The following is a 26079-nucleotide window of genomic DNA, read 5'->3' as shown; positions in this document are numbered from 1 at the left end:
GTTGATCGTCAATTACTATTTCGATCCTTATGGATTCAATGGCAGGTTAAAGCATATTGACAGCAAAGCCGTCAAAATTTTCAAGCCATATGATGTCATCGAGAAAGAGCCATCTACAGTAATCATCGGTAACTCACGAAACTACTACTCATTTTCCCCATCACATACGGGAAAAAACAGTACCTACAACTTATCATTCCCTGGCATAGGCATAGCCCAGATACGCTCTCTTTATGAACATATCTTAAAAGCTGAAATTGACATTGATGAACTGATCATCACCCTGGATTCATTCTGTGACCCCCTGACTATCAGATCAATAAGTAACAGCCTTGATGATCGCGTATTGATCTCTGAGGACAACCCCCAGATCAGAACTTTAGTCAATAAAGTACTCTTCTATTTAAGCCTAGACGCCAGCTACACTTCATACAGAAACATCCGTAAACCAAAAGACAACTTCATGTCCAGTGATGGACGCGCTGTTAAATTCAATGAGTACAACTATCTGAAGAAAGGCCCAGGTAATGCTTTAATTGAGCGAGAATCAAGAAATATATTCAGGAGAGTCAACAGGACGAACAGCATCAAGGCTGCGAGTTATTCCGATTATAAAAAACAGTGCAAAACTGTAAATTTGGATTATATTATTAACTCGACAATTGAGAACAACATCAAAGTCAGTTTCTTCTTGAATCCGGTAAATGCCAGATACTGGGAAATATATGCACACTTTGACGGACTCCCCAGTTATGTACACTATCCTAAAAAACTGATCCAGGAAAAGCTGAATACTATAGCTGAAGAGCACCAGCACCAGTTCGAGGGGTTTGATTTTCTCAGGCTGAATGCTTTCACCTTGGAGCCTTTGAGTTATTCTGATATTGAGGAACGGACCTATTGGTACGAATCATCACACTATAACCTGGCATTTGGTAATATTGTCCTTTCTAATATTTTTGATAAAAACTTTGAAAGAACCCAATTGGTTGCCAACTTAAAAGATACCGATTTGGATCAGGATTATTTAAAACAGAAGTCATTACTCGAGGAGTGGAGGAATACCAATCCGGAACTGAATAATGAAATACGAAACTCAATCGAAAACAGTACTAACTAGTAGTCATTTCATAATTACATCCTAATCTACAGGCATTATAAATATATCAGGTCAATCCGTTTGGATTACCATAGAACCACCAATTGGAATGACACTTTGTTAAATGGAAAATTAACATATTCTCAAATGGTAATCATCGGATCTGGTTATTGTTCTGCATTGTATGGAGCACTTGAGAGTTCAACGGCCGCAGGCCTCGCCTTGAATAATACGGTTAATCTTTTCAATCATTTATAAGATACTCCAGCCTTACTGATCAATACCCTCATAGTATTTACCAGTAATTACTCGGAGCTTACCCAACCGGTCGGCATCTAAAAGACTCTCAAGGAGATAGAAGCGTTTAAACAAGGCACAACATGGCCTATTGGATCAGTGTTAACAGGCCCTATATAACTCGGATCAATATGAGTCTGTCATCAAAACAATCACCTGGTGGTGCCGTTCAACTTTGATAAGTTCGTCTGGCGCGACTCAGACACCGCACGAAATACCGTCTCTATGTTAGGAATCCAGTAATCCCAACTGTGATCACCTGGGGCAGGAAAGTATCGGTCCTCCGGCAGAATGGCTCCGAGTAGCTCAACATCAGGGTAGAGTCTATCCCCTTCTCCGCACATGAGCCATACTCGTTGAAGCTTTGACTCATCTCCGATCCAGTCTTGCGCCATTTGCCAAATTAAACGATCGTAGTTGTCACTTACCATAACCTCATTACGTTCACCAGAATCCCATGACCTGAGACCACCTGATTGTCGTATTGAATCCGTCACATCTCCACCACCCATATAGGGTGAGATCAGCACCAATCCATCCAACGTGCCCGGATGTTGCCATTCATACATCAGCGTACCCATGCCACCCATGGATCCACCTGCCAGCCATATCTCAGAATAACCCTGCTGTCGAGCAGGAGCGACAATTTCATCATGTAGGTGCTTGGTAGCCAGGCCTTTACGATAGTATTTGATGGTCAGGTCGGCCATCAATATATCGGGTTCAGGCCAACCACGATGTATCGCTTCGGGTACTCCGCGTTTTCGCATGTCCTCGGCATCACTGAAAATACCGGGCAGAACAATGATCAGAATTTCACGCTTTTGCTGACTGCCGGCAACCAATTCCTGCCCCATACGGTCAGGCACTGGGCCGAAAATGCTGCAGGCCGACAACAGGATAGATATCAGAAACAATACTAAATATCGATACATTCTGTAAGGTATCTCAAATTGAAACTAGTGACAGAAAAACAAGTATAGTAAGAATTTATTTCCTTTTCATGCGAATCTGCAAACATCACATAGCCTAAGCACTGCCTCCATCCCCAATGAACAGCCCTACCTAGTAGTCACCACATATATACCACCGCTCTAATTGAATACCACTCCGCCAGGTTACAGTAGAATAAGCTGCAATAGGCACCGATCATCTTGTCTAGCTGGAGACTCATCTAACTAAGTTTTAAAACCCTATTACTCATAGGCGTATGAATCAATTAACTCTGTTGGAATGTGCATCAAATTCAGTTTATTGGAAATGTTTTAACTCCACTGAGTCATCCAATACACCATAGTGATAGGCACCTTCGAGAACACCACTCACATAGTACCCATTAAGTCCTTTAAAATTACCCTTCGAGTGATAAATCTCGATGGCGTCATTCTGCTGCTTGGCCTGAGTTACCTGCTTGACCAACTGTTCATCCGCATTACGTACCATGACACCTCTAAATCCATCTGTTAACGGAAATATGTCATTCCCGCTATCACCGCAAAAGACAACCTCCCTGCCCGCCTTGTAAACTTTGGCGACATACTCCAGTGAGGTCTGTTTCGTAGCGCTTGCCGGGAGTACGTCCAACAGGCCATTACCATTGTTGGAATCGAAACTGTAGATCAGTACCTCGTCAAATTTGCCACTGATCAACTTCTCCACTTCGCTCAGAATGGATTCATGATTTTGGTGATCTACGTAATAGCTCTGCTTGAATTCGTTCTGGTGTTGACTCTCCTGTTCACGTAAACCTTTGATCTTTTCCAGTGCACCACGAATTGCAGCATTATCCCAGCGTGGACTCATGGCATGTACATGTTCTATCCAACCAAGGTCCATCGACCAGTTATCGTTTTCATAGTGTCGAATGGTGGTACCTACATCTCCACATAGGATATCGGGGAAGCGTACACCGTATTCGCGTATGGCCATTTCTGTCAGGTCAAGATTACGCCCGGTTACATAGACGACCAGCACACCCTGCTTGAGAGTCCACTCGTTAAACAACTCAATAGCATTTTCATCTACTGGCCATGACCCATTGGGAAGCAGGGTGCGATCGAGGTCAGTGGCGAGTATTTTCATAATTCCTCTTGGATCAGAGTTTTGTGTAGTCATAGAGCTGAAACCCACCATCTGCAGAGCTGTGACTTATGGTGAACTCATGTGTATTGAGGCTAGCCTTTAATGTGGTCGTATCGTTGTCGTTTGTCCAGATCATTTCCAATTCATCTGAAGGGGTATCTCCTATTATCAGGCTACCGTCAAAAGCAGTCGCCGTATTTCGATGACGCATCATTTCCAATTGATCCAGCACCACAGCACTTTGTAGTCCAGTTGCTACCATTTCGCTGGTTAATGTGGTGCGATTGATCTCTTTGTGACCAGCCGGTCCACCCCGATCAGCTGCAGCATAGTCGTTCTTTCCGGCAAAAAGATCCAGGTACCAGACTTGAGGAATACCAGGCATGAAGAGCTGAATGGCGCGTGCCAACCTGAGTTTTTGCTCATCTTCGCCCAAAGCACTGAAATAGGTGGCATTTACCTGATAATAGGCGATCTTTTTACCGTCAGGACCAAACAGATTTTTAACCCGGCCACCACGTTCCAGCACCCGTTCAATAATGGCTTCAATGTCGGCTTTTTCAAGAAGCCCAGCCCGATAGCCGGAATCTGTTTCGAATCCGTCCAGATCAAGCACAGGAATTCCGTCGTGACAGCCGAGCATATTGATTGTTCTGATACCCTGAGTCTGAATCTCATCGATCCATCGCAGAAGATAGGCGTTACGTCCCTGATCCAGAGCGTCAAGCAACAGGCCGGGTAGAAAAAAATCATAAATTGGGTATCCAGCTTCAGCAACCGCAGAGTGTAGATGCTTGCCATACTGTGCATGTATCTCAGGTAACAGCGTCAATTGTTCCGCTTGGGCAATGGTATTGAGACGATCGAGGTATTCCCAAGTACCCGGCACATTGAAAAAGTTGGTCAGTCCAGGTTTTTTATGTAAATAAGCGAAAGCATCAAGGCGAATCAATTTGCCTCCGAAATCAGCCAGACGTTTTAATGTCTCTTCATAAAACTCCCAGACCACTTCCGATTTGGCATTCAGATCCATCTGGCCCAGATAACGACGTTTTGACTCGACAATGCTGACCACCTGTTCCAGGTAGTCCTGGTATGGACCTAAGTCGATATCGTGAAAATCTTTTCCGGCAGAAATCCTTGCATTGAATTTAGCAAGAATCGTTTGTATCCCTTCTGGTGGCAGCATACGAAAGTGATTGATATCATCAGCTTCCAGTGTGCGGTAGTGTATCTGTTGATAAAATGTATTCCAGTACGGACGCTCTGAACCATCTGGAAAGCGAACCATAAGAATCGGAAGCTCAGGTTTACGCATAAAAAGTTTATTGAGATGAGCTTCATTCGGAAGGATGCATCCATCCTCACCCATCTCACCTTCACCTTCCCAGAACCTGTTCCAGTCTATAAAAAAGTCCCGATAGTCAGAGTGAAAACCTTTTTCAAGAATGTCAAGAAACTGAGGAGAACGTACTGAGAGATGATTCAGCACCAGATCAAACTTAAGAACAATATTCATCTCTTTCAGTGTCTGAAGATCCTGTTCCGATACCAGCTCGTCATTGAGTTCATAGCGATTGATGGAAAAGCCCCGATCCAGATCACTTTGGAAAAATGTGGGTAATATATAAAAGAGGGAAAAGACATCGCGCAACTCAGGATTCTGCAGCAGTGTTATGGTATCACTCAGCTTAAATCCAATACTGTCAGGGTAAGCATTGAACATGACCCCATTGGGCAAAGATTTTTCTAACATATCAGCCCTTCTTTTTCTTATTGGTTAGTTAAGAACCCACCATTTTCCAGCGTTATTATAATACATCACCGCGAGTACCACTCAATGGGTTACACACTGAGAGCTAGTGTTCTGCATTTGGCCTGTGTAAATCATGTAGAGCAAAGCAATGAAAGTCGAAGTAAAACCTTTTGAAGGCGATCAGGCTGCGTGAGTCAGGACTTGTTATTTCAGGTATATGACACATCAGAAAAGGTTCACGTCATCATAAATCACTGGCAAGTAGGCGAAACTGAGTACTTGAACTAACTAAAATGTATATTGTAAACACTGGTAGATAAATCGCATTCATTCAGCCAGTTCACTGGAAAAAGTAAACATAAGATATCAAAACAGCTCAAAACAACGGAAGGAACTGTACTGTTTGGCTGAATTTTTTTACGCTCCTGATCAGCTTTACAATGTGAGAGACCAGCCTCAGCTCGATATCACATAATAAACCATATAATTATAAACTTATAATTCTTCCAGTTTAATAAGATTTGCAATAGACTTGATTAATATCAGTATAGTAGATATGGATATATACTGTTTTAATGAAACGTCTTTTCAACGCTATTTCAGTGAGATTGAAATTACCGGAATTCCACTAGAACTTCTTTAGTTACCGTTTTGTTGTGACAGGTCATTGTCATAATACGAATATAAGGACATTATTGAGCAGTAAAATTCCTTAAATTTCTCCTATGGATGGGATTCGACATTGCGAGCAGGTAACGACTATGCGCACTTCGAATTCTCTCTGCACACGCTACTGTACTATTCTGCTACTGCTTTTATCCTCAAACCTATGGTCATCTGACTATCAGGTTCTGGTGGTTATGAGTTATGAGCAGGACAACCCTTGGTGTAAGGAAATTAAAGAGGGTATTGATCGTGTGATGGCTGAATCTGCAGAGCTTACCTATTTCTACATGGATACAAAAGTAGATATACAAGGTGGTGAAGAGAAAGCCAAACAAGCTCTTGCACTCTATGAAACGTTAAATCCGGATGGGATTATCACTGTAGATGATAATGCTCAGTCCATGTTCGTTGTGCCTTTTTTAAAAGACAAGGTGTCCACCCCGATCTTTTTTTGTGGAGTAAACAACGATGCCTCAGCCTACGGCTATCCGAATCAACATATTTCGGGCACATTGGAGCGTGGACATATACGTGAATCTATCGCCTTTCTAAAACAACTTCTTCCCGAAGTTGAAAATATCTGTTTTGTTGTTCGATCTAGTCCATCAGGCCGAGCCATTAAGGCCCAGGTAGAAAGTGAACAGTCAACATACATCGTGCCAATCGAATATTTTGAATTGCTTACCAATACAAGTGAGATTGATGATTTCACCAGCTCCAAAGGAAATCATTGCAATGCAATTTATGTTGATAGCCTCGAAGGAATCATTGACATCAATGGTAAGCCCATGGTCAATCGGCAAGTGATTGACTATTTAAGAGCCAGATTTAACGGACCTGTAATAGGTGGTAACAGTTATCATGTGGAGGATGGTGCCGTCAGTGCGGTTGCCAAAACTGGTCAGGAGCAGGGTGAAATTGCTGCCGGTATGCTTCTCAAGGTTTTAAACGGTACACCTTTGAAGAATTTACCGGTAACTCGTAACTATAAAGGTCGACGCTATATCAATGTAAACAGTATGAAAGAGCTTGGCATTCAACCAAGACCCATTGTGCTCAGGGGGGTGACTCTGGTTACCACGCCAAAATAGTATTAAGTTCCTATAATTAATGATTGTTGATCAACATGCATAAGCGATACGGCAGATTAAAGATTATATCCAAAATATGGATATTCATTGTTTTGTTTATCCTCATCATGTCGATTTCTCTTGTTGTACTTCAAAGAACACTTCATACAACCTATGAACTGGTAAAAGAGGTTGCGGATACCCATCTCAATGATTTAACAGATAACGCTACGAAAACCAGACAGTTGGCTGTAATCTCATCAGATATCAACAGGCTTACACGTACATATTCAACCAGTAATAACACACTTGCTGAAGAAGGCAAGCAAATTTCTATCTACCTTTCTCATATAACCGATGATATAGACAATCAAACACTTATCACACAGCTGAAGAGTTATTCGAATGCATTTGAACTTTTTTTAAACTATTCGAGAAACATAAACAACCTGAAAAGTGAGTTGGATAATCTTTTCAGTTCTGCTCAAAGCGAAATCACACTACTTGAGAATTTGATCAGTACAGGGATGATCGATTCTGCATTGAATGGTGCTGATCACGACTATTACGATCAACTGCTAAGTCTGGTTACAGGTTATCGTGAAAGTATTTTGATAATTGATAAGATGACAACTGAACTGTTAACCCCAGCTAATTCTGAGAATGTTGGAAATAATGATCTATATGATGAACTGTATTCACTTTATCTGCGGGTACAGACAATAACCGCATCCATGCCTGAAGTCTCAGTTCATGGTCGCAATCTATCGTTATATATTCAACAGTATAAGGAGCATATCAAGGCATTGATAACTGAATTGATTGCATTAAATAAATCATTACACCAGCTGGCTCTTAGCGAATCATCCATACATCTACTGATTGCTCAGACCGAAGAGGAAGCTTCATTAGCTGCCGAACAGATCAGGCATGAAATTGATGTTCTGTTTATAGATGTTTTAACACGAATGGGCATTTTTATGTTGATCATGGTAATCATGATTATCACTATCATGTATTATATGTTACGAAGACATATTGAAAAGCCTTTGAATACACTTACAGGCATAGTATCAGAAATAGGCGTGGATCACCTGGACAAGGCTATCATTCTTGGTCGTGATGACGAATGGAAAACCATTGAAAACGCCTTGAATGAAATGAGCAAAAAACTTGCAAAGTCCTATTCAGAGCTCGAAGTCAGTCGTACCAGTTACCATGCATTAGTAAATAATGTTCCAGGAATTGTGTACAGATGCCGAAATGATACGAATTGGACAATGGAATATCTCAGTGATGAGTTCAGCGGTTTAACGGGTTATGATATCAGCGAGGTCCTTGGCAACAGGGAGATCAGCTATTCGGACATCATCCATCCACTGGACAGAGATAAGGTCGAGCAAAAAGTCAATAAAGCAGTCGAACAGAGAGTACCCTTTACACTTGAATATAGAATTATAAAGAAAGATGGAGAAGTCCGCTGGGTTTACGAACAAGGTCGTGCAATCGATTTTCTGAGTACTACCGATCTGAAGTTCAATGGAATAATTCTTGATGTCACCCAGCAGAAGCAGTTGATGGACGCTCTAGCGGAGAGTGAAACAAGATACAGATTGCTGTTGGAACACACCACAGAAGGGATTTTCGGCTTCGATGAAAATGGTGTAACTACATTTATCAATCAGGCCGCTTCTGAGATGCTTGGCTATAGACCTGATGAGATCGTCGGCTCCAACAACCACCATCTAATTCACCACTCAATGATGGATGGAACAGCAATTCCGGAGGAGGAGTGCTGCATGATGCGCCCTATCAAGGATGGTTGTGAATATCATGTAGAAGATGAAGTATTGTGGAACAAGGGAGGTACTCCGTTTCCAGTAGAGTATTGGTCCGCTCCTGTATGGGGAGATGGAAAAGTTATAGGTTCGGTGGTCTCCTTTCACGACATTTCAGAGAGAAAACGGTCTGAAAAGAACATGCAGCATCTTGCCTATCATGACCTGATGACAGGCCTGCCGAACCGAGTCATGTTTAACATGGAATTGAAACAGGTACTGGCTCAATTTCGCCGCCGTGACGAGTTGTTTGCTGTACACCTTTTGGATCTAGACCATTTCAAGGAGGTAAATGACCGACTCGGTCATCCAATGGGTGATAAATTGCTTAAACAAGTATCTTTACGCTTACTGCAAGCCATTCGGGAAACGGACATGCTATCCCGATTGGGTGGTGATGAATTTGCGCTTATCCAAAGAAACCTCGAATCTGTCTCAGATGCATCTTATCTTGCATCTAAGATACTAGATGTTGTCAATGAGGAGTTTATCATCGATGACAATACCATCTATATCGATACCAGTATCGGAATATTCATACCGGAGACAAAATCGATCAAACAGGAAGATGTTCTGAGTAAGGCAGACTTGGCACTGTATAAAGCTAAAGAGGCCGGCAGAGGTATGTTCACCTTTTTTGGAGATGAGATGTCACTGCAGATGCATAATGAGTTAAGCCTTTCCCATGATCTTATTGTGGCACTCAAGCAGAATGAGTTCTTCCTTCAGTATCAACCTCAGTTTGACGCAGTTAGTAAAGAAATTTCCGGTGTCGAGGCGCTTGTAAGATGGAATCACCCTAAGCGCGGCGTCCTGATGCCTGTTGATTTTATACATATTGCAGAAAAACGGGGGATGATAAAACAGATATCCGATTGGGTTTTGTATGAAGCCTGTAAGCAAGCAAAACTATGGTCAGACAGACAGTATCATTTTGGGCGGATTGCCATAAACCTCTGTGCAAAGCAGGTCAATGATACAATGTTTCAACAAAGTATCGAAAATGTGCTCACCATATCCGGTTTACCAGCAGATCTACTTGAACTCGAGTTTACGGAGACTGTCTTCATGGAAGCAACAGACGATACAAAACAGAGTATTCGCCAACTATCGAAACTTGGTGTTCATTTTGCGATTGATGACTTTGGTACAGGTTTTTCCTCTTTGAGCTATCTGCATAGATTCAAGGTTGACAAATTAAAAATAGATAAAGAGTTTATCCATGATGTCAATCAACATCGACATGACGCAGAGATTGCCAAGGCAGCTATAGCACTTGGAAAATCTCTGGAGTTGACCGTAGTGGCTGAGGGAGTTGAAACTCAGGAACAGGTGGATTTTCTGCTACAGCATGATTGTGATCTACTGCAAGGTTTTCTCTATGGACAGCCAGTATCTGCTGAAGAGTTTGAGACTAGATACCTGGGTAAGTTAGTAGGCGCTTGATCCTGGCTTGCGTCTTTAGCTAACTATCACTTTGCAAAATAATCATGCTCTTCAATAAATAGTAGTTGCTAAGCATACCTAGCCAACTAAGGATGAGCGTAAATTCGAAAGAAACTTGATGTATTTTTTATCATCGTTTACATCTTCGAAAAGATCCGTTCTCAATTTTTCAATTCTTTGTGTCGTAATCGATTTTTCAGGTTGTGCCATTTCAGCTTTCATTTTATCAACCATAGTGAGCAGCAGTTTATGGTTATCATGATGATCGATGAAATCAGGATAATTATGACGCGCCATGAAATGCTCTTCAAAATCAAAGTGCTTTTCAATTGCGTGTGAAAGTTGAGTGAAAGCACGCGCTAAATCATTGCCATTTTGTTGTTCGCTAAGCTTGATCAGTTCCTGAAAAGCAGCACCCAACTGAACATGTTGTCGATTCACTTCAGTAATATGGCTCTCGATGTGCTGCGTCAAACTCTTATAGATCTCCTGCATGAACCTTCGTGGATCATAAGGCTTAAGTATGATTGCATTCACACTGGAGATACTTGAGATTTTTAATATCGAGCTGTTGCTGTTTGAGGCTAGAATGACTTTTGGGACATTGCACCACTTTGCCTGATTGTTCATCATTTCCAAAAGCTGTACGGCTGTGATCTGAATTTCACCCTGTTGCGGTAGATCCGCATCCATGACGACCAGATCCGGAACATCGTCGGTCAGAATGGCATTCCAGGCCTTCAGACCACATTCGGATGTTCTTACACGAAACTTTTCCGGGGCCAGCATCAACTGAAGCAGTTGAGAGTCAATTCCCGGGGGTTCGATCAAGAGGATGGAAAAGTGCATGTAAAACCCAGATATCTAATTATTGTACTAGGGCCAGTTAACACTAATTCAATAGGCCCTAGAGGACAGATGATTCTATTATTTAGCAATTTTAATCCCAAACCGCCTTGACATAAAGCAAGGAATCCCGCCTGCTCTCCCCAGCTTATATTCAATCAACTTCATCAACCATATTCGTGGAGTCTGTAGAATTGTTTGGCTGTCTAACCAGAACTGATTGAAGTCGATGGTTCGAACCCCCCCAGTAATAGCTATTAAATCCAAACTCATCTGAACTATTGGATCTTGTGCCGCTTTGGGAAACAGATAAATCCGATATACCATGGGTGTGGCTGTAGACTAAAATTCCGAAACACACCTACGCAAAACATTCACAGGCCTGGAAAAATAGACTGATCGTTAGTCGATGAAACTATAACAATGGCTTTTTTGCTCGATGTGCCTGTACGCCACTCAGTGGCCCAAGCATTAAAATATGTCAACCTCACGATAAATAAACCATTAAGCCGCACTCTGCATCATGCATCAAAAATATGTAGACTGTCACGACGGTGATAAACAGGAAATGTGTCAGCTCGACTGTTCACCCACTACCCACTGTTTACGACCACAAGTTGACAACTCAACGATGGTAGTGCCTAGCCGAGCAGGATGGTTGCAACCACCAAAGCAATACCTCCAAGTACAGCACCATTGATCAAGCCGCTCCAGATGCGGTTGCTCAAACCCTGCTGCTCAACCGTGCTCATCCTGCAGTAACCCGCGGGCTTCCTATAACCCCAGATCAGCCCGATTACAACGGCAACAGCTGTTATCATCATTACCTCATTCATCGAATCCTCGCTTTTCAAATCATTCTCAATAGAGTCCCATTGTCACCACAGTAACACCCGTGGCCCAGGGCCTGTTAACACTAATCCAATAGGACCCAGGTAAACGGAGACAAGCGTGGTATCGATGATCACTCCTTTCACCCGGATCCAGATGACTTTGACGCCCGGCCGTGATGGTTCCATTCGGTGAAGAGTATCAATACCGAGCTTACCAACAACTGCACCAGCTCAGCGAAATAAACCGCATTTCTCGCACCAATTTAGTGCGATCAGTCTGATGAAATTCGATATGCATCAGATTTTAATATAGATAATCAATAACATAGCTAGTTTTCGATTGACTGGTACAGCTGTTGCAATATTACTATCAACTGATATTGATATCCGGGAATCTGTCATGAATGTCGTCAATCTGAATAGCGCAAGAAGTGGTTCGGCGTCACCCTGCGTACACCTTAACCTGAATGTCCGTGGACTGGATACATCGGCCACGCTGGCGATCAATGAAGAGAGCTCTGCCCTGCAGCAGGCTGGTAAAACGATCTATCGACTGGGACTCGGTCAATCACCGTTCCCGGTACCTGACAGTGTCGTCGCTGCGTTGCAGAGGAACGCACATCAGAAAGATTACCTGCCGGTACGTGGCCTGCAGGCATTGCGCTCGGCCGTGGCGGATTTCCACTCCCGGGTCAACGGCATCGAACGGTCTGCTGATGATGTACTGATCGGACCCGGCTCGAAGGAGCTGATGTTCATATTACAGCTGGTGTTCTATGGCGATCTGGTGATACCAGCCCCGAGTTGGGTCTCCTATTCGCCGCAGGCCTCTATCATCGGGCGCCAGATCCGGCGCGTCAATACGCTGGCCGAGAATGGCTGGCGCATCCAAGCCGAAGAACTCGAAGCAATATGTCTCGAGGACCCGGGCCGACCGCGCCTGCTGATTCTGAATTACCCGAACAACCCCGTCGGTATCACCTACAGCGATGCAGAGTTGAAGGCGATCGCAATGGTCACGGAACGCTACGGCATGCTCGTGCTATCGGATGAGATATACAGCGAACTGCACTACGAAGGCGAACACCATTCCATCGCACGTCACTACCCGCAAGGCACCATCATCAGCAGTGGCTTGAGCAAATGGGCTGGCGCCGGTGGCTGGCGCCTCGGCACCTTCCTGTTTCCGCGAGGTCTTCGCTGGCTGCTCGACGCGATGGCCGTGGTCGCAAGCGAAACCTTCACCACGGTGAGTGCACCCATCCAGTATGCAGCGATTCGTGCGTTCGAAGGCGGTTCGGATATCACCGATTACCTGAGTCGCTCACGCCGCATACTCAAAGGCTTGGGGCAGTCTCTGACCGGCCGACTGCGCCATATGGGCTGCGAGTTGGCAGACCCTGAAGGTGGTTTCTACCTGTTCCCAGACTTCAGCTTGCATCGTGAACGCTTTGCTGCTTGCGGGATCAAGACTTCCCGTGACCTGTGCAAGCAACTGCTCGACGATGCGGGCGTAGCCTGTCTGCCCGGTACCGACTTCGGCCGGCCGGCCACAGAATTCACCGTGCGCATGGCCTATGTCGACTTCGATGGCGAACGTGCCCTCATTGCGGCGGATCCTGAAACAGAGATCGATGAGGCGTTTCTGTACGAATATTGCCCGAACCTGATCAATGCGATGGACCGGATCGAGGTGTGGCTGGACAGATTGTAGTGAACGTAGAGTAAAACAGGAATCCTTCAGAACGCTGCCGTGTGTGCTGACGCAGCATATTCATTTTGCCTCTCTGGATTCCAATGGCAAAGGTAGTAGTTTGTATGTAAGAAAAATCCATCTTCACCGCAAACTTACGATCCTGTTGGTAAGATGTACAACTAAAGGTATCTTCAACAACCATCCGCTATATCGACAATTCAGGCTGGGGTTATACAGAGTCAGCAGCCTTCACTTTTGCAACCCGAACACTACGATAAATACCACTCTAATTTTGAGTAATCCTATCAATGCTGCGCACTCCTCGCAGTAAAGCAACACCAAGAACTGATTTTCAACCTCAACAGGCTGTGCGATCCTTCAGAAGATATCGATCTCCTTCAATGCTTGCATCAGCTTCATCCCCCCAACGCCAGACGGAGCCAGCTTCGATAGTTGCATGCCGTCGATCATCTGTATTGAGTTCACCCCTAAGGGGAATTACACGTCAGCTACGCTGTCAATAATTCAGCACCTACCATCAATTACCAGCTTCGCGTGGATTCTTTTCAAACCACCTTAGCTGCCAGAAGCAAATGAATAAACAGATCATTTTTATCCCCGGCCTGTTTGCTCTCGGTATCCTCACAGGCATCTTCATGATCCTGTCGCAACAGGACGATGAGTCCATCACGTCAACGATGGCGGCCACACCCACACAGACATCCGAACCTGCGATTATGGCTGTTGCCAACAGAGCACCCGATGCCATGCAGCCCAACGAGCTTGAATCGCTACAAGACCGTGTCGATCAATTAACCTCTCGGGTCGAGCAACTGGAGCAGTCCTTGCAAGAAATGAGCGTATCGGAGCCCTCAGATGCGCTTGGTAGCGATGAAACGACATCAAGCAGCGCGGAAATACCGTCCAGCGACAATGCACGTGCCCTTACCAACAACCTGCTGAATGCCGGTGTCGACCCAATAATGGCGGAGGAAGTCGTTCGCCGCAGAAGCGAACTTGATCTGAAAAGGCTGGAACTGCGTGATACCGCGATCCGCAGTGGCTACATAGACACGGAACGCTACAGGGATGAGCTGAACGAACTGCTGGCACAGGATATCTCGATACGTGATGAATTTGGTGACTACGTCTACGACCGCTTTCTTTACAACAACGGCCAGCCGAACCGGATTCGCATCGACTCGGTGATGGTGAGCTCCACCGCCGAACAGGCCGGCTTCAAACCGGGCGACATGATCATGGACTACGACGAGCAAAGATTGTTCGATTATACCGAATTACAACGGGCGACCACCCAGGGTACTCGCGATGAGTATGTCAGTGTCAACGTCGAACGTGACGGACAGGAGATGATGCTGTGGATACCGCGCGGACCGATGGGTGTGCGATTGACAAACACACGTATCGATCCGGATCTCTGATAATTTGATGTAAAAGCCCTGCGCTTCCGCGCAGGGCTCTTCAGAACAGATCGAGGTTCTCTAAAGTTGAGTCCTGTCTGTCTTAGTCATCATCGTCCAGATTGAACTGTCATACCGCATCACCCAGTCCGTCAAGAGTTGTGTCCAGGTTGGTGCTCTCCGGATGTTGCACAGCTACGACGAACTCCGTTGGTTTGGCCGGATTGAAGATCATACCGGTCGCCTCAGAGCCATTGACGCGAATGCTCATGAAGTGGTCGATTGACTCAGCAACGCCGTCGTTGTTTTTGTCGCGAGCAAACCAGATATCACCGCCGGTAGTAGAGCTGTTTGGGGCATCTTCGATGATGTAGATATTACCGAGTGCATCCTGTGCCAGGTTATCCGGCGAGTTCAGCATGCCAGCGGTCGGGGCAAAACCATCGTTCTTAGGCGTTACATCACCATTCACAAACTCGCGCACCATGGCAGTTTTCTTGCCAGTCATCTCTACCGACTAGATGATATTCTCGGAAGTAGCCGTAAAATAGATTACTTCATTGCCGTTACGCAGTTTACCTACTTCCATATCCTCCGGGCGGCCATAAGGGGTGCCGTTGGCATCGTCTGCAGCAACGCGACCGCCACGGGTGTCAACGTTTGTGCGCGGATCATTGGTCGGGCCGTTACGGAACGGATCAGTGATGCCATCCAGTGGATTGCCATGCTTATCAGTAAGCGGGATCCAGGTCGCAGCACCGGTGCGAACAACACCCGGTGCCTGTTCATTGTAGAGATCTGCTGCTACGCCACCGGAAGGTATAAAATTGTCTACAGACAGTACGAAAGTCTGGCCCTTGGTGTAGTTACCCTTCTTGTGCATGACGAATTTGTAAATGGAGCCAGAGCGCCATTCGTCAATGTAGTAGATGGTCTTTTTGCTCTGCAGGCTGAAGTTGATGCCTTCGTGTGCAACATTGGCGATACTATCCAGTTCCCGGTACTCAGCATCACGCACACCCAGGGCGACGTTTTAGAAGTCGCAGAATAGGGCCAAGTATATGGTTGCGGTTTTCTCGTTCATATTTTTTTGTATGTATTTTGAAGTCAGACCATGTCACATCTTCCCCGCAAGGCACCCTGATCATCCATACCTGCCCGTGGTTATAATCAGGCCTGTCGTGCCAGCTGACCGTGTGGTTATGCTAGGCGATTCGCAACTGCGCCAGCGAGGCCCGTGCATCGCCACCGCTGATATCGGGCGTGATGCACAACTCGATCATGATGGCAGCCTGCAGACTGACGCTGTAGTCCTCCAGCTCCTGGGTGTTGCCGGCCGGGTAGAAGTTATACTGCTGGCGGACTATCTCGCGGTCATCCTCCGTGCCGGCAGGCAACCAACGCAGAACGAACTCCTGCGTTCGCTGCTGAAGCGTTTCCTCAAACAGCAACTGAATACGCGTGATCTTCTGTGGACTGTCAAACAACAGGCGGATGGTCTGCGTACCGGGCATGCTGGCACGCCAGCCTGTATCATCTTCCGCTGTCAGCGCGGCTTCGATCGGGTAGGCAGCGTCCTCAGAGGTCATTTCAACCCTGGCGAGCTGTTCAAGATCCAGCCAGTCGGTGACATCTGCGGACTGCTGCGATGGCATGGTCTCACCGATAACAAGCTTGCGCATGTATGCCCTCCAGGTAACAGGTTTCTTTATTTAACCAACTTAACACAACTGCATAAGAAATGTGTGCCGCTGGCAGTTAGGTCGGGCAATATTGTTTCATCGCCGCAACGTCCTGGTAGATGAGCACACGAAAAAGCCGGGGACATGCCCCGGCTTTCTTGACTGGTTATGACTGAGCTCAGGCCCGGTCTCCAGCTGATATTACTCGCAATCCGCCTCAAGCACGGCAGCGTATTCTTCGGTATTGATTGTACCGCTCCTGTCGGTGTCGACTTCTGCGAATACCTTTTCAACGCCGACGGCCTTGGCAGCTGCGTACTCGGTTTTATCAAGTATAGGAAGAGTAACCACCCATTTCACCCACATCCAACAGTTTTGGAGTACTGTTGACTCTCTGCAACCGTGCCATGCACCCCGAATCCGGCTGACGGGGAGCCAGCAACGCTGAAAACTTGACCTCGACTCCCCCACAATCGGCTCCATTTCCGACATCCGGCTCTACGAATCCCTGCCGTGGTAGCCTGAGCGAAGCATACTGATTGGCACTGTTGGTTTTCGGCATCGTCAGTCGAACAGCCCTGACTGCAGTCCGACCGGCGGCGCCCGACTTTCAGGTAGCGCCCAGGGCTCACTGGCTTCTGCCTTGTGCTCCAAGTGATCGAGGATCTGCTTGATCACTACCGGGTCTTCAATACAGGCAATCACCTTCATGGTGCCGCCGCAGACACTGCAGGTCTCGATGTCGATGTTGAATACACGTTTGAGGCGTTGTGCCCAAGTCATCGCCGTTCGGCGGGTGATGGGTTAGTGTCAAGAATCTTTCGCACTTTTTAATCAGGCGGTCGCTTACGCAGTCAGTTGATTCTCCAAATTCATTTTATGTATTGCTTGCATGGTCAGGTAACATCGAGTACCCCATTTTGTTCCTGCGATGTGTCTCAGTTGAGCTGCACATAGCATCAATGCTGATTGACCATCGGCAAATGGCTCGACGAGTGCAGCAAGTAGCCGGCAGCAGTTGATCCTCCACCGGTAATCACTACCGATTTTCAGTGGGGTGCTTCTCCAGCTCCCCTTTTTTGTTAGTTACAGGCTACTTTGTCGGACTAGCACACGTAGGCATTAACCGCGAAGCCTGATCCGCATGGGCATATCCCCCCCAGGGGTCAGGAACATCTGGCCTGTGACCTGGGGTTCATAGCCTGAAGTCAGCTCGAAATCAGCGGCGCGCACTAGAGCCGCCAGCATAATGGTGGCTTCGATCATGGAGAAGGCGGCACCGATACAGATACGTGGGCCGGCACCGAAGGGCAGGAAGTGGTAGCGCCCAGGTTTGTCCGGTGCATCCGCGGCGAAGCGGGCCGGGTCGAAGCGGTCGGGATCGCGCCAGAAGCTCTGGTGACGATGAATGGCGTAAAAGGGGACGATGATGATGGTGCCCGCAGATATCGGGACACCGCCGAGTTCCACGTCCCGGAGGGTATCCCGCACGGTTACGGGTGCTGTCGGAAACAGCCGCAGGGTCTCATTCAACACCTGCTTCACTACCACAAGCTCACTAAGATGTTCCCGGCCGATGGGTGCGTCGCCTGCCACGCGCTCGACCTCCGCCCGCATACGATGTGCCCACCGTGGACTGCGAGCGATCAGGTAAAGCGCCCAGGTCAGTGCCAGGGCGGTGGTATCGGAACCGGCCACTAAGAAGGCGATTATATTATCCACCAACTGCTCTTCGGTCATCACCAGGCCGGTCTCCGGGTGCTTGCTTTGGAGTAGACGTCCGAGCAGGTCTTCACCCTTCAGGTCAGCTTCACGGCGTGCATGGACAAGTGTCCGTACTGCCTCGCGCAAGCGCTTTTCATGTGTGCGCATGGCGCTTCCACCCGGCCTCGGCAAGCCATGTGGCAAACGCAGCATGCAATAGAGGATCCACCAGTTGATCTGGCGATAGTATTCCGCGTGGCCGGCTTCCATGACCGCTCTTACCTTGTCGCTGGACCCTCCGAGCATGGTGCGTGAGATCACCGCTAGGGTGGCCTGCATCATGTCCTGGTTGACCGGACGCACTCCTGTAGTGGGCTTCTTGCGCCAGAGGGCGATTAGGTCCTCGGCCACCCCGGACATGATGTCTGTGTACGACAGTAACTCCTCATGCCGGAACAGGGGAGCCATCAACCTGCGCTGCCAGCGCCAGTCTCCGCCGTGTGACTGGATCATGGCGTTGCCGAACAGGGGGGCCTGTATGTCCAAAGAAAGCTGTCCGCGGGGGAACTCGTCGTCTTTGCCCTGCAGAACGGTTTTCAGCGCCTCGGCCCCGGTGACGAAGGCCATGCGCGGTGGTCCCGGAGCGATAACAACGTCTTCCCGGTAGGCTGCTGCCGGGATGATCTTCAAATTGTTCGATAACAATTGAATCAGGTTTGAAGGAAAGCGCAGGGGTTTGGGCGCGGGTTCGACACGCGGGACCAAAATCTCCGGGTTCTCCGTGTTGGAATCGTTCATTGGATCTAGGTCCGCTCCTTGAGCCGGCTTAGGGGGCGGCGTTCGCTACAAACCCGATCATAGAGCCGTTCATAGTCCTCCCACTCGGTACCCAGCAGGCGGTCCAGCACACGGGTACCCAGACCGTAATTGCCGGTGTAGCGGGAGTGGTGCAAGGAATGGTAGATAGTGGTGGCCATCAGCTTGCCCACATGGCGGTTGTAGTTGGCGGGGCGGAACTCAAAATTGGCGTGGCTGAAGGAGTTGATGACCAGGTAGCCGATGAACCAGGCGGCCAGCCCAAAGAAATTGACGCTGATAAACTGGTCGGCGATGACTAGGGGCAGGAGAATGCCCAGGTCGAAGATCAGTTTCTCCAGGAAGGAAAATGAAACCGCCGTCAGGGGCGAGTTGATCTGACTGCGGTGGTGTTCCCGGTGAATCCACAGCAGCGAAGGCAGATGAAAAGCGCGGTGTGAGAAGTAGTGCCAGATCTCTGCCCAGATGAATGTACACACCAGGGTAATCAGGAATGAGCCCCAACTGTCGTTGTCGAAAAACCCGAATCCCAGCATGGCCACCAGCAGCAAGGCATGCAAAGGGGTGAGTACGGAATTCTTGAACTCCCGTTGCAACTGGCCTTTCTTGAGTGGCACATCATAGATCCGCGTGCTGCACAACGGTGAATCGCGTTTCTCGGCCAGGTGCCAGAATAGGGCCATGGCGTGACCAAGCAGGGCGACAATAACCAATACTGCTATCTCAGTGGTTGTGAACATTGAGATTTCCGATGCTTAGAGTCGTTTCGCCAAGGTTTTGGAATACTGTTCCAAGTCCATGACCATGGGTAGGGAAGGGCCGTTCTCGTAATGATAGAACATCTCACCAGCGGGTACGAAACCGATGCGTTTGTACAGTGCAAGCAGACCGGGAATGCAGTCGATATAGCATTCCCTGATGTCTCTGCCGGTGTTCATGACATAGGCTGTCACCGCCCGGATCAACTCCATGTAGATCACACTGCCGCGTCGTGACTTCTCGACCGCGAGCTTGGTACAGATCAGGGTGTGCTTCGGGTGGTGTGGCGATTCGGCCATGCCGTAAAGGGCTTCAAGGGTGCCCAGGTCGCCGTCGGCGGCAAAGTTGGCCCTCAAGGTACCGACCACCTGGTCTTCAAGCATGGCGATGAAGGTGTAGCCGAACGAGTCCAGATTGTCGCGGATCAGCTTTCGCTCGTGGTCCGCGTAGGGGGAGGAGCGGCCCAGTTCCTCGCAATAGATCTGGTAGCGAATGCCCATGGCCTGCTCCAGCATGTCGTCATTGCGGCACAGGATCACCTCGGGCCTGGCTTTTCCTTCGGTCTCCGCCTCCACTTCAACGGCTAGGTTGGCGTCCCGATCGAGCCGGAATTGTGCCGTTTGGGCAAGCGTACGTAACAGGTGCAGGGCAAGCGGCGGATTCTTCCGCTCGATGTCCCACAAAGTGGCGTCATTGAGAAACAGTGCCTGGGTAGGTTGCAGGACGGTAGCCGTGCCAGTGGCCCGGCAGCCCCTGATGAAACCGATCTCACCCACCGGCGAGCCAGGACCCAGGATGATTGGCTCTGATCTTCCCTCGGGCAATACTTCCACCTGGCCGCTGACGATCAGGTACATGTTCGAGTAATGGATACCCTTGCGACGCAATTCGTCACCCACAGAGAAGTCGACCAATTTGAAGTTGGCCAGGTCCAACCACGCCATGGGTGTTTCCATGTCAAACTGGCTTTCTCCGGTGTTTTTCTGCGGGCCCAAGTGTTGTCCTCCGCGTTACCTCCGTTCAACCCGTGTTAGCAAGTGTAGACCAGTTGCAATTGGTAAATTCCTTGTCGATCATTGGGAAACACCCCACCCATGTGTTTCACTACAAGAACAAACCGGTCGGACATATGCTCACGAGTGCATGGAAACGGGCCAGGGTTCGTGTTGGATTACCCCAGGTTCGTGTCCACGATTTGAAGCATACTTTTAGTCGTCGGTAAAGAGTGGTAGGGGATCACGCAAAACTCAAGCAAACGAAAAAAGGGTTAGCGCCTACTACAACGCTAACCCTTTTGAAATCTGGTGGGCCATGAAGGATTCGAACCTTCGACCAATGGATTAAGAGTCCACTGCTCTACCAGCTGAGCTAATGGCCCGTTCTGTAGATGGGGTGGACGATGGGTTGCTCAGGCCGCTTTTCGCAAGTCCATGATTCCTATTGAATTCAGCAACTTACTCGTCTACCCTGTACTACCTAGCAGTACTACTTCAGGGGCGGTGATCATGTCAGATATGAAATATATGGTCAAGAGGGGCCATACATTCTATTACAAGCGCAAATACCCTGTATTTATGCAGGAGGTCTACGGGACATTCTTCACGAAATCTCTCAAAACCCGTGACATCAACGAAGCCCGCAGGCTCAGAGACATGATGCACACTGAGTTCCACAGGGAAGTAGAAGAAGCTCAAGACGAAGGGCGGGACGTTCCTTTAGTGATCCGCATGGCTAAACAGCTCCACAAGCTGAAAGGAAGCGCTGAGGATACACCAGAAGGTAATGCTGAGGCTGGTCTGCTGGATGCCCTTGAGAGATACGTCAACAAGCATGAGCAGACAGAAGCAGAGAACATCAAGCAGGCCCTTATGATCGCTAAGGCAAAGAAGGACTCCCCTTCCCTTAGATCATTATTAGCTGAGTATGAAACTTGGTGTGCTGATGGATTAACTAATGGTGCCGTACGGGACCGGATGAAGATGGTTGACATCTGGGCAGATGAGTTAGGCCGGGATGTGCCTATACATAGCTGCCTGAGTGAGGATGAGGCATGGAGTTTCGTTGATAGGCATATCATCAATAGTGGAGTGGTACATAAGACCAAGCAAAGAAGATTGAATACTCTCAACCTATTCTTTGACTGGGTACAGTCCAAGCGTATTGTCAATCGAAACCCCTTCGGTAACATCAAACTAGAAGCAATCAGAGGACGTAGAGCAGAGGTTAAGCCGGAAGATACCGACCGTAAGGCTTGGTCAGACACACAGCTTCAGACGGTCCTCGCTGAGTTCTCAAGGATATCTAAAGAAGAAAAGCAGCAGGTATCCCGTGAGAATGCCAGCAGATGCCACTCAATAACCCTGATAGCCATTCACACAGGCATGAGGCGCGATGAGATTTGTTCATTACAGGTAGAGGATTGTACTGATGGTGCCTTCAAGGTCCGCGAAGGTAAGACTGCATCTGCCGTGAGAGAAGTACCGATCCACAGCGCCATTAAACCACTTATCGGATCATTGATTGATTCCAGGGATACAGGCCCACTGATCAAGGGCCTTGTGCCCGGAGGACCCGATATGCGCCCCAGCTGGAACATCGGCAAGGTATTCGGCAGAGTGAAGAAGTCTCTTGGGTTCGGAAAAGATTACGTTTTCCACGGCCTACGTCATACCTTCATAACAAAGATGGAACAGGCAGACGTTAGCGGGATACTGATTGAACGTATTGTCGGCCACAAGTCACATGCTCTGGCATTCAATACCTACAGTAAAGGTCAGACGATTGAGGCAATGCGGGAGGCTGTCGAGAAGATAACCTATGATCTGAAAGGTACTGACAAGCTCTAATGAGATACATCTGGCTAACAATATTTATAGTTTGTCCTGGAATACTGCTTCAGCTGGGGCAACCTATGGCTGCTGTATTGCTGGCGGGGGTGTTTGCCATCATTGAGTTTACCTTGAGACCAGGACTAGAAAGAAAGAACAAAAACGGTAGGGGTCCTTAAACACGCAAGCTGTTTCAGTAGAGAATTCCTGGCTCCATCTAGGGGCCTGAAAGTTTTACCGGAAATTTTCGTGAAGGTATAAATTGATAAGTACGGGACGGCTTCCCCCCCCCCCATAGGGGGTGGCCTCCCTATCCTCTTCTTGATTCCTTTCCGATCCCTCAAAGAACCCTGATCGATACCACCCTGGGAGGTGGATAGTTACTTTTGTGTCCCTTTTCTTGTCACTAATTCCGCTAAGTAATTGATTTAAAACCTAAGGTCAATGGATTGTGTATCCATTGGTACTACCTGTGGGGTGATTGTCACGTTATCGGTTGGATTACTATAGAGTAACTATTACTTTCTGCATCAGTTGTTTATGTTGACTTGTACTACTTATTGCACTACTTTTCCTGCACCTTTGAACAAAACAGGACGCAACACAGATGAGTAACACCCAGATCAACACCGTAGACTCTGCCTATAGTACCGCCCTCCTCTGCCTGGATTACTACCAGGACCTTAAAGACACCGCAGATACCCTCACACAGTCTGCCCTTCAGTCTGCTGTAGATCGTATAGGCCCTGACTGGCACCTAGACCCCAGTAGCTGGGAAAGCGTAGACACAGAGCTGGTACGTGGCCTTAGAGAAGCCTTGCAGGATCACTTGAGGACACCGCCAGAGTCCATCCTGATTGAGACCCTGGGGGAAACCCTGGCAAAGGATGAGTATAGAGATCAGTGGGAAGGGCTGACTGTAGAAGAGCTGGAAGAGGTCTGGCAGGGTCTTGCAGATCACCTGTTGTTAGGACACGCATAACCCGTTATTTAGGTACTCGCCGCCAGCCGTAAGTCATTGATTTTTGGTTGGCAGCGACCCCCTACTAAGTCATTGATTCTATTGTATTAGTTTGAATCCCCCCCTTATAGAAAGATAAGCCGTTTTCAGCCTTGCAGATTATCCATGAATTTGCCCGTGGGCATCGGTGGGTATAGAACCACCAGAAGACTGGCTGATACCTCCCTGAACTCTCTCTGATCCCTCACTGACTCCCTATGATCTTTGGGGGGGGGGGTCTGGAGGGCCTCAAATCACCCGATTTTAGCCGTAAGTTTGAAACCCGCACTTACAGGGATAAAACCCTCGCGTGTATGTCTGTCGAGATCGGTTTATTGGCCAAGAGCACTACCACACCGAACACCACCAACCTAACCAGGAGCTTTATTTAATGTGAACACCAATAACTCAACAACCAGCAGTACCCCAAAAGAACGCCAATCAGGTCTCGTCGGTCTCCCAAAGAACACCGATGGGCCTACCTACCGAATGACTGTCCGGTTCCTCCCGGAGTCTGAAGAAAAACTAAAGACCCTCAGGGCCTCTCACGAAGCACAGACCGGAGAGCGCCTATCACTGAGTGCTTTAGTCAATAGCGCAATTCTAGGGCGCGTCGTTAAACGCGAGAAACCTAGAGAAACTCACAGGTGGGGTGGGAAGTAATTCCCACTCTAATCATCAACACAGGAATAAACATAATATGTCAGCAAGAAGTACCAGTAGATCCATCACTCCAGAAGAGCTTGAATCTCTACAACAAGACTTAGACAAAGCACTTGGCAAAGATGGCTCAGAAAGTGTGTGGCCTGCACAGCCTGGGCCAATACACAGCAGTTCGGTTTTAGTCATGCCCGACGGCTCCACTGTAGAAACCGTCCTAGGCACTCGAATTCCAACCGACTCCTCACAGAGAAGTGAGACACTCAACAAGGCTACATCCCGGCCCGCTCAAGGGAGCGTCAAGGCTTACGAATCATATGACCAGATGCTGAGTGATATGAAAGACCCCCGGTACGGTTCGAACGCTGCCTTCACCCATGAGGTAGAAGCTAAGGCTGCTATCTCTAACTTCTAAACAACCTGAACTAAGGAACAAACAAAGCAATGGCAACTACATATACAACCGATGAAAACGGGCATACTGTCGGGGCAACGAACCTCGACATGAAGCTGGAATCAGCAGGCATCAGGAACCTGCCATATCGAAACAAAGTCTACTTTCGTCAATTACAGACCCAGGTCCTTCAGAACACTGGCCGTACACCATCTCTTGACGAAATCCTGGAAGATATCCTCAACGGCACCCATCCGCTCCCCCCTTGGGCTGATACCAGCCGTTACGCTGTTTAAGCAGAGGATAACTAATGCTGTTTACTAACAACCAGCTCCCAGAAGACAAGACCGAAGATAAGGCCGGTCCAACAATTATCCAAACAACGGTCGATCCTGAGCGGTTGGTACGTGCATACATCGAGCGACTGCCTGCGCCTGTCATTGAGTACATTAAGGCGCTACAAGCCCAGGTCCTAAAGTCCTCCGGTCGAACTCCTTCCCGTGATTGGGTTGTTGCTCGCATCATAGAAGGTGTGCTCCCTCTGCCAGACTGGGCAGACACACCGAAACACACCGACTAAACAAGGTCTCCCAGGTCCCGGCAGGGACCCTTCCACTAATACTTACGATATTCGTGATTGTTTCTACCCCTGCCGGGGCCTCTTTACACACCATGAGAATTACACTAATTATCCTCACTGAGATAGTGAAAGAGATTGAATTCCTAGCAGAGTTCTTAACATCTCGTGAAGGCAAACCAGTAACCACTGATGATGTCATAGACACCCTGATCACAGGTAACTGCAAGCTTTCTGAAGGACCCCCACTGTACAGCCACAGAAGGCAGTCTACAGGCACCAGAGAGGCAACAAAACGCCGTCTTGAGGTCACCCTATTCCCTGACACATATCAGCGCATAACGGCACTACAGGAGAGCCTTAGAGAGACCGCAGAGCGTGTTAATCCCTATGCAGATGTTGATTACTCAATAGGTAATCTGATCTATGGATTGATCATGGGTAATTACTCGTTACCTGAAGAGATACCAGTAGACCCTGAGGGCATCTCACAGGATCGTGAAGACGCCTTACAGAGTGCTGAAGATCTAACCCCCAACCCTGAGCAGTGGGGCCAGCCTGGAAGGTTACCTTTCGGCTGACACCTATAAAGACCAACACACCAACGAA

General features: G+C 47.8%; 20 protein-coding genes, 1 tRNA gene and 1 pseudogene. 8 read left to right on the top strand and 14 right to left on the bottom strand.

Annotation, left to right across the window (positions count from 1 at the left end; translation table 11 throughout):
* The first annotated feature begins 1 nt into the window (after position 1).
* A complete protein-coding gene (locus A3193_RS02155) occupies positions 2-1120 on the top strand; it encodes a hypothetical protein (protein ID WP_139116939.1) in 1119 nt (372 codons plus the stop codon).
* A 428-nt stretch (positions 1121-1548) separates the two neighbouring features.
* Here the strand turns inward: A3193_RS02155 and A3193_RS02150 are convergent, their stop codons facing one another.
* From A3193_RS02150 to A3193_RS02140, 3 genes are all read right to left on the bottom strand, one after another.
* Positions 1549-2253: an alpha/beta hydrolase gene (locus tag A3193_RS02150; RefSeq protein WP_069013925.1), complete on the bottom strand. Its 705-nt coding sequence runs from the start codon at positions 2251-2253 to the stop codon at positions 1549-1551.
* Positions 2254-2647: 394 nt separating this feature from the next.
* Entirely contained in the window at positions 2648-3478 is an 831-nt protein-coding gene (locus tag A3193_RS02145; RefSeq protein WP_069013924.1) for an HAD-IIB family hydrolase, read from the bottom strand.
* A 13-nt stretch (positions 3479-3491) separates the two neighbouring features.
* Complete coding sequence (locus A3193_RS02140; RefSeq protein WP_069013923.1) at positions 3492-5234, bottom strand: alpha-amylase family protein; 1743 nt, start codon at positions 5232-5234, stop codon at positions 3492-3494.
* Between the two features lie 860 nt (positions 5235-6094).
* On the opposite strand from A3193_RS02140, the gene A3193_RS02135 reads away from it, so the two are divergent.
* The gene (locus tag A3193_RS02135) at positions 6095-6991 is read left to right on the top strand and encodes an ABC transporter substrate-binding protein (RefSeq protein ID WP_069013922.1); all 897 of its coding nucleotides are present in this window, start codon (positions 6095-6097) and stop codon (positions 6989-6991) included.
* 35 nt (positions 6992-7026) lie between these two features.
* Positions 7027-10254, top strand: a complete 3228-nt coding sequence (locus A3193_RS02130; protein ID WP_069013921.1) for a bifunctional diguanylate cyclase/phosphodiesterase — start codon at positions 7027-7029, stop codon at positions 10252-10254.
* Positions 10255-10332: 78 nt separating this feature from the next.
* Here the strand turns inward: A3193_RS02130 and A3193_RS02125 are convergent, their stop codons facing one another.
* Positions 10333-11103 carry a hemerythrin domain-containing protein gene (locus tag A3193_RS02125; protein WP_069013920.1) on the bottom strand — a complete coding sequence of 257 codons (771 nt, stop codon included), beginning with the start codon at positions 11101-11103 and terminating at the stop codon, positions 10333-10335.
* Between the two features lie 638 nt (positions 11104-11741).
* On the bottom strand, positions 11742-11924 hold the full coding sequence (locus A3193_RS02115; RefSeq protein WP_141694619.1) for a hypothetical protein: 183 nt from the start codon (positions 11922-11924) through the stop codon (positions 11742-11744).
* A 409-nt stretch (positions 11925-12333) separates the two neighbouring features.
* On the opposite strand from A3193_RS02115, the gene A3193_RS02110 reads away from it, so the two are divergent.
* Together A3193_RS02110 and A3193_RS02105 are read left to right on the top strand one after the other, a co-directional pair.
* Positions 12334-13647 (top strand): pyridoxal phosphate-dependent aminotransferase, encoded by a 1314-nt coding sequence (locus A3193_RS02110; protein WP_069013918.1) that lies wholly within the window; start codon positions 12334-12336, stop codon positions 13645-13647.
* Between the two features lie 575 nt (positions 13648-14222).
* On the top strand, positions 14223-15071 hold the full coding sequence (locus A3193_RS02105) for a PDZ domain-containing protein (RefSeq protein WP_069013917.1): 849 nt from the start codon (positions 14223-14225) through the stop codon (positions 15069-15071).
* 109 nt (positions 15072-15180) lie between these two features.
* Here the strand turns inward: A3193_RS02105 and A3193_RS02100 are convergent, their stop codons facing one another.
* From A3193_RS02100 to A3193_RS02060, 9 genes and pseudogenes are all read right to left on the bottom strand, one after another.
* Entirely contained in the window at positions 15181-15558 is a 378-nt protein-coding gene (locus A3193_RS02100; protein ID WP_069004529.1) for an alkaline phosphatase PhoX, read from the bottom strand.
* 9 nt (positions 15559-15567) lie between these two features.
* Entirely contained in the window at positions 15568-16068 is a 501-nt protein-coding gene (locus A3193_RS02095) for an alkaline phosphatase PhoX (RefSeq protein ID WP_069013916.1), read from the bottom strand.
* Positions 16069-16255: 187 nt separating this feature from the next.
* Positions 16256-16732, bottom strand: coding sequence for a hypothetical protein (locus tag A3193_RS02090; protein ID WP_069004527.1), 477 nt, complete (start codon positions 16730-16732; stop codon positions 16256-16258).
* A gap of 201 nt (positions 16733-16933) precedes the next feature.
* Positions 16934-17083, bottom strand: coding sequence for an EF-hand domain-containing protein (locus tag A3193_RS20510; protein ID WP_155523034.1), 150 nt, complete (start codon positions 17081-17083; stop codon positions 16934-16936).
* Positions 17084-17296: 213 nt separating this feature from the next.
* Positions 17297-17536 (bottom strand): annotated as a pseudogene (locus A3193_RS02080) (IS91 family transposase); the annotation flags it as partial.
* A gap of 318 nt (positions 17537-17854) precedes the next feature.
* Complete coding sequence (locus A3193_RS02075; protein WP_069013914.1) at positions 17855-19234, bottom strand: cytochrome P450; 1380 nt, start codon at positions 19232-19234, stop codon at positions 17855-17857.
* Between the two features lie 5 nt (positions 19235-19239).
* Positions 19240-19992 (bottom strand): sterol desaturase family protein, encoded by a 753-nt coding sequence (locus A3193_RS02070; RefSeq protein WP_069013913.1) that lies wholly within the window; start codon positions 19990-19992, stop codon positions 19240-19242.
* Positions 19993-20007: 15 nt separating this feature from the next.
* Positions 20008-21006: an N-acyl amino acid synthase FeeM domain-containing protein gene (locus A3193_RS02065; RefSeq protein ID WP_069013912.1), complete on the bottom strand. Its 999-nt coding sequence runs from the start codon at positions 21004-21006 to the stop codon at positions 20008-20010.
* A 307-nt stretch (positions 21007-21313) separates the two neighbouring features.
* Positions 21314-21389, bottom strand: a tRNA-Lys gene (locus tag A3193_RS02060).
* Positions 21390-21516: 127 nt separating this feature from the next.
* Between A3193_RS02060 and A3193_RS02055 the strand changes: the two genes are divergently transcribed.
* The 3 genes from A3193_RS02055 (at position 21517) to A3193_RS02030 (ending at position 26051) form a co-directional block, all read left to right on the top strand.
* Positions 21517-22857: a tyrosine-type recombinase/integrase gene (locus A3193_RS02055; RefSeq protein ID WP_069013911.1), complete on the top strand. Its 1341-nt coding sequence runs from the start codon at positions 21517-21519 to the stop codon at positions 22855-22857.
* Between the two features lie 589 nt (positions 22858-23446).
* Complete coding sequence (locus A3193_RS02050) at positions 23447-23821, top strand: hypothetical protein (RefSeq protein ID WP_069013910.1); 375 nt, start codon at positions 23447-23449, stop codon at positions 23819-23821.
* Between the two features lie 1744 nt (positions 23822-25565).
* The gene (locus tag A3193_RS02030; RefSeq protein ID WP_069013907.1) at positions 25566-26051 is read left to right on the top strand and encodes a hypothetical protein; all 486 of its coding nucleotides are present in this window, start codon (positions 25566-25568) and stop codon (positions 26049-26051) included.
* Positions 26052-26079 lie beyond the last annotated feature (28 nt).

Origin of the sequence: Candidatus Thiodiazotropha endoloripes (genome assembly GCF_001708965.1) — a bacterium.
Taxonomy (GTDB): domain Bacteria; phylum Pseudomonadota; class Gammaproteobacteria; order Chromatiales; family Chromatiaceae; genus Thiodiazotropha; species Thiodiazotropha endoloripes.
The sequence above is the reverse complement of the archived record's forward strand: the minus strand, read 5'-3'. Positions and strand labels throughout refer to the sequence as shown.

What these genes read in the sequence shown, in the direction of transcription:
- A3193_RS02115 (WP_141694619.1), bottom strand. Translation starts at nt 11,924, where the DNA reads ATGATGATAACAGCTGTTGCCGTTGTAATCGGGCTGATCTGGGGTTAT.
- A3193_RS02105 (WP_069013917.1), top strand. Translation starts at nt 14,223, where the DNA reads ATGAATAAACAGATCATTTTTATCCCCGGCCTGTTTGCTCTCGGTATC.
- A3193_RS02090 (WP_069004527.1), bottom strand. Translation starts at nt 16,732, where the DNA reads ATGCGCAAGCTTGTTATCGGTGAGACCATGCCATCGCAGCAGTCCGCA.
- A3193_RS02050 (WP_069013910.1), top strand. Translation starts at nt 23,447, where the DNA reads ATGAGTAACACCCAGATCAACACCGTAGACTCTGCCTATAGTACCGCC.
- A3193_RS02145 (WP_069013924.1), bottom strand. Translation starts at nt 3,478, where the DNA reads ATGAAAATACTCGCCACTGACCTCGATCGCACCCTGCTTCCCAATGGG.
- A3193_RS02030 (WP_069013907.1), top strand. Translation starts at nt 25,566, where the DNA reads ATGAGAATTACACTAATTATCCTCACTGAGATAGTGAAAGAGATTGAA.
- A3193_RS02070 (WP_069013913.1), bottom strand. Translation starts at nt 19,992, where the DNA reads ATGTTCACAACCACTGAGATAGCAGTATTGGTTATTGTCGCCCTGCTT.
- A3193_RS02140 (WP_069013923.1), bottom strand. Translation starts at nt 5,234, where the DNA reads ATGTTAGAAAAATCTTTGCCCAATGGGGTCATGTTCAATGCTTACCCT.
- A3193_RS02055 (WP_069013911.1), top strand. Translation starts at nt 21,517, where the DNA reads ATGTCAGATATGAAATATATGGTCAAGAGGGGCCATACATTCTATTAC.
- A3193_RS02110 (WP_069013918.1), top strand. Translation starts at nt 12,334, where the DNA reads ATGAATGTCGTCAATCTGAATAGCGCAAGAAGTGGTTCGGCGTCACCC.
- A3193_RS02130 (WP_069013921.1), top strand. Translation starts at nt 7,027, where the DNA reads ATGCATAAGCGATACGGCAGATTAAAGATTATATCCAAAATATGGATA.
- A3193_RS02150 (WP_069013925.1), bottom strand. Translation starts at nt 2,253, where the DNA reads ATGGGGCAGGAATTGGTTGCCGGCAGTCAGCAAAAGCGTGAAATTCTG.
- A3193_RS02100 (WP_069004529.1), bottom strand. Translation starts at nt 15,558, where the DNA reads ATGACTGGCAAGAAAACTGCCATGGTGCGCGAGTTTGTGAATGGTGAT.
- A3193_RS02135 (WP_069013922.1), top strand. Translation starts at nt 6,095, where the DNA reads ATGAGTTATGAGCAGGACAACCCTTGGTGTAAGGAAATTAAAGAGGGT.
- A3193_RS02125 (WP_069013920.1), bottom strand. Translation starts at nt 11,103, where the DNA reads ATGCACTTTTCCATCCTCTTGATCGAACCCCCGGGAATTGACTCTCAA.
- A3193_RS02075 (WP_069013914.1), bottom strand. Translation starts at nt 19,234, where the DNA reads ATGAACGATTCCAACACGGAGAACCCGGAGATTTTGGTCCCGCGTGTC.